Annotated in this window: 8 protein-coding genes and 1 pseudogene; 6 read left to right on the top strand and 3 right to left on the bottom strand. The window is 48.0% G+C overall.

Going from position 1 to position 10195, the window contains the following annotated elements:
• Positions 1–221 precede the first annotated feature (221 nt).
• Entirely contained in the window at positions 222–1601 is a 1380-nt protein-coding gene (gene gdhA / locus AM231_RS17955; RefSeq protein WP_054403885.1) for an NADP-specific glutamate dehydrogenase, read from the bottom strand.
• Between the two features lie 389 nt (positions 1602–1990).
• On the opposite strand from gdhA, the gene AM231_RS17950 reads away from it, so the two are divergent.
• The gene (locus AM231_RS17950) at positions 1991–2887 is read left to right on the top strand and encodes a hypothetical protein (protein ID WP_242615230.1); all 897 of its coding nucleotides are present in this window, start codon (positions 1991–1993) and stop codon (positions 2885–2887) included.
• A gap of 13 nt (positions 2888–2900) precedes the next feature.
• Here AM231_RS17950 and AM231_RS17945 read toward each other — a convergent pair whose 3' ends face one another.
• Positions 2901–3737, bottom strand: a complete 837-nt coding sequence (locus tag AM231_RS17945) for a YitT family protein (protein ID WP_054403884.1) — start codon at positions 3735–3737, stop codon at positions 2901–2903.
• Positions 3738–4034: 297 nt separating this feature from the next.
• On the opposite strand from AM231_RS17945, the gene AM231_RS17940 reads away from it, so the two are divergent.
• Together AM231_RS17940 and AM231_RS17935 are read left to right on the top strand one after the other, a co-directional pair.
• The gene (locus AM231_RS17940; RefSeq protein WP_054403883.1) at positions 4035–4799 is read left to right on the top strand and encodes an SDR family oxidoreductase; all 765 of its coding nucleotides are present in this window, start codon (positions 4035–4037) and stop codon (positions 4797–4799) included.
• A 108-nt stretch (positions 4800–4907) separates the two neighbouring features.
• Positions 4908–5275: pseudogene (locus AM231_RS17935) on the top strand (SMI1/KNR4 family protein); the annotation flags it as partial.
• Positions 5276–5439: 164 nt separating this feature from the next.
• Here the strand turns inward: AM231_RS17935 and AM231_RS17930 are convergent.
• Positions 5440–5778, bottom strand: a complete 339-nt coding sequence (locus AM231_RS17930; RefSeq protein ID WP_054403882.1) for a VOC family protein — start codon at positions 5776–5778, stop codon at positions 5440–5442.
• A gap of 262 nt (positions 5779–6040) precedes the next feature.
• Here AM231_RS17930 and AM231_RS17925 point away from each other — a divergent pair, with 262 nt between their 5' ends.
• The 3 genes from AM231_RS17925 to AM231_RS17915 all read left to right on the top strand — a co-directional run bounded on the left by AM231_RS17925 (position 6041) and on the right by AM231_RS17915 (position 10189).
• The gene (locus AM231_RS17925) at positions 6041–7660 is read left to right on the top strand and encodes a helix-turn-helix domain-containing protein (protein WP_054403881.1); all 1620 of its coding nucleotides are present in this window, start codon (positions 6041–6043) and stop codon (positions 7658–7660) included.
• A gap of 94 nt (positions 7661–7754) precedes the next feature.
• On the top strand, positions 7755–8762 hold the full coding sequence (locus tag AM231_RS17920) for an ABC transporter substrate-binding protein (RefSeq protein WP_053491951.1): 1008 nt from the start codon (positions 7755–7757) through the stop codon (positions 8760–8762).
• 242 nt (positions 8763–9004) lie between these two features.
• The gene (locus AM231_RS17915) at positions 9005–10189 is read left to right on the top strand and encodes a multidrug effflux MFS transporter (protein ID WP_053491952.1); all 1185 of its coding nucleotides are present in this window, start codon (positions 9005–9007) and stop codon (positions 10187–10189) included.
• The last annotated feature ends 6 nt before the right edge of the window (positions 10190–10195 follow it).

The raw sequence follows: 10195 nt of genomic DNA, 5'->3' as shown, positions 1-10195 counted from the left end.
GAGTGGCAGGCTTACCAATGGGGAAATTCTCGCTTGGGATACTGGCGTATCGCCGGGAGCCCCGTATTGTCTCGTTCCATAACCAACGAAAAGCTCGCACAGGCAGGATATTATGACTTTCCTGCGGAGTACGAGCGTTTGCGTAACATGCACTTATGCGGTTGAACCGCCGTATACCGAACGGTACGTACGGTGGTGTGAGAGGTCGGCTACTCAATTNCTTATACGATTCCTTGGGCGATCATGGCATCCGCCACTTTGATAAAACCTGCGATGTTCGCGCCAGCTACAAGGTTGCCAGCCACACCATATTTTTCAGCAGCTTCTACAGCACTGTTGTAAATGTTCTTCATAATGACATGGAGCTTAGCATCAACCTCATCAAAAGTCCAAGACAGTCTCATGCTGTTCTGGCTCATTTCCAGGGCGGATACGGCAACTCCTCCGGCATTAGCAGCTTTAGCTGGTCCAAATAACACATCATTGTCGAGGAACAGTTCAATGGCTTCCAGAGTAGAAGGCATGTTCGCACCTTCACCGATGGCTTTTACGCCATTGGAAATGAGTGTCTTGGCAGCCTCTGCGTCCAGCTCATTTTGCGTAGCACAAGGCAGAGCGATATCACACGGAATAGTCCAGATGCCTGTACAACCTTCAGTGTATACGGCATGCGGGTGAATCTTGACATATTCACTGATGCGCAGGCGATCCCGTTCTTTCAGCAATTTGACGGTTTCAAGATTAATGCCTTCCGGATCATACAGATAACCGTTGGAATCACTGCAAGCAATAACGTGAGCACCGAGCTGCTGCGCTTTTTCGATTGCATAGATGGAGACGTTACCTGAACCGGAGACAACGACACGGCTGTCTTTAAGATCCAGATCTTTCGAAGCGAGCATTTCCTGAACGAAGTACACACAGCCATAACCTGTGGCTTCTGTACGGCCCAGGCTTCCGCCATAAATGACGCCTTTGCCTGTCAGCACTCCGGCTTCATGTCCTCCGCGGATCCGTTTGTATTGACCAAACATATAACCGATCTCGCGTGCACCAACACCGATATCCCCAGCTGGCACATCGGCATCTGGTCCGATATGGCGGTAAAGCTCAGTCATAAAGCTTTGAGTAAAGCGCATGACTTCCTGGTCGGATTTGCCCTTAGGATCAAAATCAGAACCGCCTTTGCCGCCGCCGATTGGCTGGCCTGTGAGTGCGTTCTTGAAAATTTGTTCAAAACCAAGGAATTTGACAATGCCGGCATATACCGAAGGATGGAATCGGATACCGCCTTTGTAGGGGCCAAGCGTGCTGTTATACTGTACACGGAAGCCGCGGTTTACGCGAACCTTGCCATGATCATCTACCCAAGGTACACGGAAGGTGATCATTCGTTCCGGCTCAACAAGACGCTCTAGGATACCTTGCTCTTGGTATTCCGGATGCTCGGCTAAAACAGGGACGATGGAATCCACGAATTCCCGGACAGCCTGATGAAATTCAGTTTCATTAGGGTCCCGGGACACAACTTGGTTATAGATGGATTCCACATAATCATGGGCGGCAGTAAGGGGTGAAGAAACAGAAATATTCGTAGTCACTTTTGCGATGCACTCCTTCAAATCGTTAAAGTAGAATTGCGATGGTATCATGGGTACTGCAGAGAGAAAGCCTGTCTTGGACAATTTGTACTAAACCATTAAAAAGTTTGCATTCAGCATTTTTAAGTTAAAAAGAATTGTATAGAATTTTGCCCCGCATTACCAATAAAATGTTTTTTATAACCTCATCAAATATTTCTATAAAGTTATCAAAAAGTCTGATGCAGCAAGCTGTTTCTCCTTATTTTCATGCAGAAGCGGCACAAATGGCTATGAAAAATGTTGCAAAAAAGTGCAAATAAAGTATCGTCGAATGCAAACTTTTCGGATGTATTTTGCGTCTGGAGATATGGAGAATTTGGAATCTTATGACAGGAGTTGAAGGGATAATGAAGTTTTCAAGTGCCCTATTTGTGATTGCACTAAGCATGATGACGGCATGCTCAGGTGGTCAGAAGGAGCAGGTGAAAGCGCCGGCTATATCTGTAGTGAAACCAGCTCCCCAACTGGAAAATGAAGACAAACAGCAGGTAATCCGGAATGTGGCTGCTTTGAAGAAAGGGATATTCGCTTTTGCCAATGAGAAGGGGCAAAAGCTCTTGGCTGACCCGGAAACAGCCAGTTATGCTGGTGAAGAACCGCTCATTGCCATTGGCCAGACAGGAAAGCTGCTTACGGTTCGCTATTCAGGCAAGCAGCAGGCAACTCCGGAAGATGACGGTCGGCAGACCGTACACAATTTTAACGATCAGGCTGGGCAATTATATGAGGTGACGGAAGGGGCAGCAGAGCCAAACGAAACCTATTTTATTATTCCCGAGAGTCAGCTCCCGGCCGAAGCGCTCCTGACCATACAGCGTGTGGACCCTAAGCATGCCGGCGCTGATGAACAGGAGCTGCGGAAGATCAAGGAGAGCAAAGGACGAGAGGTAGAGCAGGCTTGGCCGCTGATTGAGCTTCCAGATGGAAAGTCCGTCTATCTGGTGCAATTCGTCAGACTAGGTGACGATATGCTGGCAAGTTTGGCCGTGAAAGACGGGGATACTTGGTTGTATCACGATTATCCGGCGACGTATGATCCCTATTCCACGTGGAGAGTGGATGATGGAGGCGAAGTGCAGCCGGAATTATTCACTTTTCTATTTGCAGCTAAGTCTACATCGGGTCTTGTGCTAGGTGTTCAGTGGATGGGCACGGAAGGAGAGAATGTCTCGCTTCTATCCGTGACCGACCAAGCCATTACCGATCTCGGTTTGTCGTATGGAAGATATATGGCTCCGATATAAGATGAAATTTCCTTTATTTCGAAATATCGATAAATCCTTCGCCAAATACGTCGCGTACATCATGGATGGTGACAAAGGCATCTTTGTCCTCAGCCCGAACGATTTTCTTGAGCATAGAGACTTCCTGTTTGCTGATGACGATGTAGAGCACATCTTTGGTCTGTCCGGTGTAATAACCATAACCGCGCAGAACGGTCACACCGCGATCCATAACTTCCGTTACCCGTATCGCGATCCGGTCATGGTGTGGCGAAATGATGGTGACCGCTTTTTTGGGATTCAAGCCTTCAATAATGAACTCCATTGCTTTGGTCCCGATATAGAGAATGACAACCGTGAACATGGCCTTTTCGATCCCGATTACAAATATGGACATCCCGGCAACGATCAGATCAAAGAACAGCAGGGCGTAGCTGATATTCCAATCCCAATATTTATTGGCAAGGCGGGCTAATATCACCGTACCTGCCGTTGTGCCGCCCACCCGGACGATGAGCCCGATCCCGACGCCGGCAAACAGGCCGGCAAATATGGCGTTGATTACCGGCTCATTTGAAGCGATGTGCCAGCTCTCCGTCAAATGCAGGAACAGAGAGTGGAAGGCAACGGCGATGATGGTATAAATTGTTGTCTTTTTATCCAGCAGCCTATAACCGACCAGCAGCAATATTCCGTTCAATATAATGCCGACAAGAGCCGGGGACCACTTCAACGTATAATAGAGAATGATCGATATCCCGGTAACGCCGCCTTCACCAAAGTCATTGGGAATGACAAACAGATTGACTGCCAACGCAAAAATAAATGCTCCAATAAGCAGCATGATCATATCAAATGCTCTTTTTTTCATACGATATATACCTCCATGACTTTCAATAAGCCCACAAAAAAAGCGATTAAAGGAAAAACTCATCCTTTAATCGCTTTATGCAAACATAAGTTGCGCAGCTCTTTTGATATTTTCATTATAATAACCTTCACATCGAATGTAAATGATTTTAATTTCCAATCGAGCACAGGAGCCGGGCGCAAAAGCTTGATTCCAACCGCCTGTGCCGACGGGGATTCTTATAAGAATGGGAGCGCAACATTTTGAAACGGTGCTTGTGATAAAACTGAAAGTGAAAAAGAAGAGGAGATGATGGGGATGAAGGTTTTGAATGGGAAGACAGCTTTGGTTACAGGTTCCAGCCGAGGCATCGGACGTGCCATCGCTGTACGTTTGGCACAGGAAGGAGCTTTGGTAGCCGTTCATTATGGCAAGAGCCGGTCGGCTGCTGAAGAGGTTGTGAGCGAGATTGAGTTGGCCGGAGGGGAGGCTTTCATGGTTGGGGCGGAGCTTGACTCCTTGGATGGAGTAAGTGCCCTCTACGAGTCGCTGGATGAGATCCTGAAAGCAAGGACAGGCAGCACGCAATTGGACATCCTGGTCAACAACGCAGGGATCGGCTTGATAGAGACCATACAGGAGACAACGGAAGAGAGCTTTGACAACGTGATGCGAGTGAATGTGAAAATGCCGTTCTTTTTGATTCAGCAAGCTCTCCCCCGCCTTCGGGACGAAGGGCGGATTATCAATCTGTCGTCTGCGGTGACTCGAATTTCCTTGCCCAATATTCCGGCATATACCATGACGAAGAGTGCCATTAATGCGCTGACGCTATCGCTGTCGAGCCAGCTCGGTTCCCGTGGGATCACGATCAATGCGATACAGCCCGGATTTGTTGCTACTGACATGAATGCCGCTATGCTGAAGGATCCGGATTCCTATCAATTCGGGGCCGGCTTTTCGATCTTCGGGAGATGGGGAGAACCTGGAGATATCGCGGATATTGCAGCATTTTTGGCTTCTCCGGACAGCCGCTGGATTACCGGTCAATGCATCGACGCCAGCGGAGGATCCCATCTGTGACCGCCATACATATCGGGGTTTGCATCTCCAAAGCGTAAGATGAAATCGTATATCTTCGGTATGATCCCTTTTTTCCGTGTTTCCTTTATAATGTTGGAGAAGATCGTTCAATATAGACCGCTCGAACCCGCAGGGTGGAAGCTGCCTCAGCGGCATTTTCCTATGAGTTATTTGGATTTATTGAAGTATTCCAACGGAGGGGAGTTCCAACAGGGAGAACGTTATTTTCAGTTCTTCATAACGGCGATCTAAGGGAGATGAATCTGGCTTATGAGCTGCCGGAATATATGCCGAATGCTGTGTCGTTTGCCATGGATGGAAGCGGCAACCACTATATGTTTGATATGAGGGAAGAGTCTGGAGATGGAGAATATCCGATTCTGTTCGCACATTCCGGCAATTTGGGATATGAGGATTGCGAGCGGGTTGCGGATTCGTTACCGGCATTATGCACAGAGACGTGGAGTTTGTATTGAGGGTCCTAGGCAAACATGATCAGAATTCGCAGCATAGGACGCGTTGGAGAAAACGGTAACCGATCATCCTATAGGCCTTATAAAGTTCAAAACAGTAACAAGAGCCCATGCTTTCATGCATGGGCTCTTGCGTGTGGTTTTTGGGAGGTCGCATGAAGGTTTAATTACGCCAGAACTTCGACCGTAAAACCGCCCGGAGCCTTAACGTAGAAGGTCCATCCGTGGGCTCTTTGGGGCGGAGTGACATCGAAACCATCATCCTTTAGGCGCTGGTAGAGCTCATTTACTTTTTCTTCGTTTTCCAGGATAAAGCCGATATGAAACGTTTTGGGATAGTTAACCTCGGTACCTTGCATTAAGGTCAGCACCATCCCGTTGTCGTCAAACAGCGCTGCAAACGACTGGCCGCGCTCGCCCCCGATTTGGAGTCCGAAATAGTTTAACAAAAATTCCTTAGCTGTGCTTACATCAGTTACAGTGAGATTAAGATGGTTCAGTATCATAGGTCCGCACTTCCTTTCCATGGAATGAGTGGTACTTAATTCAAGCGTAGCACATGGATGCAAGTGCTGAGCTTAAGCCGGTTTAGGCCCGAAGCGGACATTGAAACCCGTCACGCAGGTTGAATGTTTCTGATGAAGCTACGATCGACCGCATTATTAAAATAGGTAGGGAAGCGGATTTACCATCACAGAGGAGTAGAGCATCTGGTATAATAACATCACATCAATTGATAATGATTATCATAATCAAGGAGGAAGCTCTATGTCATTTGCTCCAGCGACCCCGCATTCCCCTCATTTTTTTCACGTACCGACTCGTTTAATCGGATTGGATGAAGGGATTCCGAGCACCGGCGGGAACCATCATGAGCCGGGTTACCGAATCGTGATTATCCAGGATGGAGAGGGAGTGCTGCAAGCAGAGGGCCGCACCTACCCGATGTCCAGAGGAAGCGTATTTGTATCTGACGGTATTACGGAATTGAAGGTGAGCTCGAACAGATCAACTCCGTTACGGGGGATTTATATAGAATATCGATGTTTGAATATCGATGGCGGCGGCGTTTCTTGGGGGCTTGAATGCATGGTTCCGCTACATTGTATTCCGTTCGAGATTTTAAGATTGGCAGAAGAGTTTGAGCGTGTCTGGGGAGCGATAAACCGCGAGGAGCCTTTTCAACTGCAGCATCTGTTTATTCGATTATTGCAGGAGCTCCATGTGGAGATAGCATTCAGGCCATCTTCATCGCCATTATCGTGGCTGGAGCAAGCCTTGCAATATATTGAGGAGAATTACCATAAAGAAGTCACGCGAGAGCAGATAACCTCGATGGCAGGCATCAGTCCGGAGCATTTCTCGCGCATGTTCCGCAAGCACACGGGTCGTACCTTTAATGAATACTTGACCCTGCTTCGCATTCGAAAAGCGCAGGAACGACTGTTGACCGGATCGCAAGATTTAAATGCACTGGCGCAGGAGGTAGGGTATAAGGAGGGCTTATACCTAAGCCGTAAGTTCAAGGAATCGGTGGGCATGTCGCCTACGGCTTATAAACGCAAACCGAAGCGAATCACCGCGTTGAACCTTAATCATACAGCGTCACTATTGGCACTTGACGTTGTTCCGGAGCTGGGTGTGTATACCCCTTGGCTTCAGCAGACCCTATACAGCAAGGGCTTGAGCGTGCATCATCTTTTTGATCCATACATCCTCACATCCGATCATTATTATGATGCCGTAGCTTCATCCCATCCGGATTTGATCATCAGCTACGATTCGACCAAGGAGAACAAAACGCTGCTCACGTTGGCACCTGTCCTCGAACTCCCTTTCAAGACCATGAGCTGGCGTGAACAATTTCGTTTTATCGCTTGCACTATCAATAAACAAGCGGCAGCGGAGGAGTGGCTCTCGCGTTATGACGAACTTGTGGATCGTTCGAATGTTGAACTGAACCGAGTGCTTGGAGAACGGGGAACCGCCGTCGTTTGGGAAATTTGCGCGGACACGGCCTACTGCTTCAGCGGAAGCTTCGGCAGGGGCAGCCAGATTTTGTATGATGATATCGGTTTTCGGCCACCGGTCCGGCTGGTGGAGGAGGGCTTGCACCTTCAGGGGTTCGTGGAAGCCAATATTGAAGAAATCGCTTCTTACGATGCCGATCATATTTTCATTACATCACTGCCTGGCCATCCCTATGGTCAGAAGCGCGTGGATGCCCTGTTCGGATCACAGGCGTGGCGGGAATTGGAAGCGGTCAGGAACAACCGTGTTTATGTCCTGGACCAACCGGAGTTATTCTTCGGGTATGACCCCATCTCTTCGCAAGCCCAATTGCACGAAATGATGCAAGTACTGACCGGACATCATAAATTTGCATGACCGGACATCATTTAAAGGCATAGCCATTTGGCTGAACAGGAGGTAAAGTTTATTTGAGAATGATTATCGTTATCGATAAATAAGGGGGATTCATGTGTTTTCTTTACATTATTTTAGCAGAAAGCGTCTTATCCTGATCACCACCATGCTTTTTATGGCATTCATGATCAGCGCCTGTGGAACAGGTGAGACCGGTAATGGCAGCAACGGGGAGGGTGTGCAGACAACAACGGCTAATTCTTCACAAGCTGGTGAGGCGAATTCAGTGGAAGAAGCCGGGGTGAAAACTGTCTCCACGATCAATGGTGATATCGAGATTCCGGTGAATCCGCAGCGCATCGTCGCTGAGGAATATTTGGGTAGTCTGATTGCGCTTGATGTGATTCCGGTCGGAGCTCCGGGATTAACCATCCAAAACTATTATTTCAAAGACTTCTTGCAAGGAATTGAGGATATTGGCGATTACGGAAAACCATCCATCGAAAAAATCGTGGCTTTAAACCCGGATCTCATCATTACCGGCAATGGGGAAAAAACTTATGAGCAGTTAAGCAAAATCGCACCGACCATTGTGATTCCATACGGAGATTTAAAGAATGCCCAAGAAGAGCTGACGTACTTCGGCGAGTTGTTCGGTAAGGAAGAGGAGGCCAAAACCTGGCTGGAGGCGTACGATCGGCGTATTGCGGAAGCCAAGGCCAAAGTCGATGCAGTTGTTCCGGCGGATGCCACCTTTAGCATTATGGAAGACGGTGAGAAGTCGACCTGGGTGTACGGGGATAATTTCGGCCGTGGCGGTCAGCCTGTCTATCAGGCATTGGGAAGAAAGCCTCCAAGCGGGATTGCTGCGGAAATCATGGAGAAGCAATGGGCAGAATTATCGGCAGAAATGGTAAGCCAATATGCGGGGGATTATATCATTATGACCGCCAATACGCGTACGATCGAGGATTTCAAAGCCGATCCGATTTGGAGCACACTGTCTGCGGTCAAGAAGGGACAGATGTATATATGGCCTGAGGAGCGTTCCTGGTATTACGATCCGCTTGCCGTTCTTGCCCAGACGGAAGAATTGGCGGAATGGCTTTCCAAGAAGAATTGATAGATAACTAGGCGCTTGCCATTGTCCTGTAAACATTCAGGCATGGCGGGCGCCTTATTTTATTATGATGTCACACAGTTTTCTAAAGCTGATATAATACATGGTAGATATACCCCCTTATCAGATAACAAAGGTGATTCTTTATGCTTTCATTTACTAGACTAACTAAATGCAAACCCCCTATCCCGTAATTTCTATGCCAGCCTACTTGAGATTTTTGAATGATAAGGGGGACGTTAGCTGTGCAAAGAAAAATCTCAAATCCATCCATATGGTTATTAATTATCCTTGTGGGTTTCCCACAAATTAGTGAAACAATATATACACCTTCATTGCCGGATATTGCCCATCAATTGGGAGCAAGCAACAATGTGATCCAACTAACCCTCAGCATTTATTTCCTGGGCTTTGCCTTCGGAGTGTTTTGTTGGGGAAGGCTCTCGGATTTCATCGGACGTCGTCCTGCCATGCTGTGGGGCATCCTGGTTTATGGAATGGGCAGCCTGGGCTGCTATCTATCCGGTTCGGCCGAATGGTTATTGGTGAGCCGGTTCATTCAGGCTTTTGGTGCTAGCACGGGCTCGGTTGTCACCCAAACTATTTTGCGTGAGAGCATTGATGGAGCCAAGCGTCATGCAGTGTTTGCCCAGATTTCGGCAGCGCTTGCGTTTACGCCTGCTGTTGGACCGCTCCTTGGCGGATGGGTAGATCAATTTCTTGGTTTCAGAGCAGTGTTCTTGACGCTGGTTTTGATGAGCGCCGCTATTCTGGCGTACACCTGGAGTTCACTTCCTGAAACTAGAGTCAAGACTGTCTCGAAGATTAACACACTCTCCGTGGCCAAGCGCCTGGTCTCCGACCGTAGAATATGGGGATTCGGTTTTCTCATTGGAGCCACGAACGGCATATTGTTCAGTTACTATGCGGAGGCCCCATTTATTTTTATCGAATTTTTTGGGATGAGTCCGGGCGGGTTTGGTTTCTTCGGGATCTTTGTTGCGATTTCATCCATCCTGGGTGCGATGCTGTCAAAGAAACTGCTGCCCAGGCTCCAGGCTGAGCAAATTATTGTGATCGGCACGATCATTACGATGCTGGGGGCCCTTTGCCTTACCGTTCTAGTTGTGGGCGGAATTGATGCTACTATTTTGCATATGGTGTTATTGGTAGTATGTATTTTTATCCTTCTGCTCGGCATCGGAATGGCGATTCCGAATTGTCTTAGTTTGGCGCTGAACCAATATGGAGATGTGCTTGGAACGGCAGGAGCGATTTTCGGGTTGGGTTATTATGTTGTTGTAAGCCTGATTACCAGCGGCATGAGCCTTCTTCACAATGGCTCGCTAGTTACGATGCCCCTGTATTTTCTTGGCCTTGCCGTACTCATGGTACTTGTGAGCAAGAGGCTTGTTGGTTATAAGCGGTAGAAATCC

Origin of the sequence: Paenibacillus solani (assembly GCF_001277345.1) — a bacterium.
In the GTDB taxonomy this organism is placed as follows: Bacteria; Bacillota; Bacilli; order Paenibacillales; family Paenibacillaceae; genus Paenibacillus_AQ; species Paenibacillus_AQ solani.
Note: the sequence above shows the minus strand (reverse complement) of the source record. Positions and strands in the feature narration are given on the sequence as shown.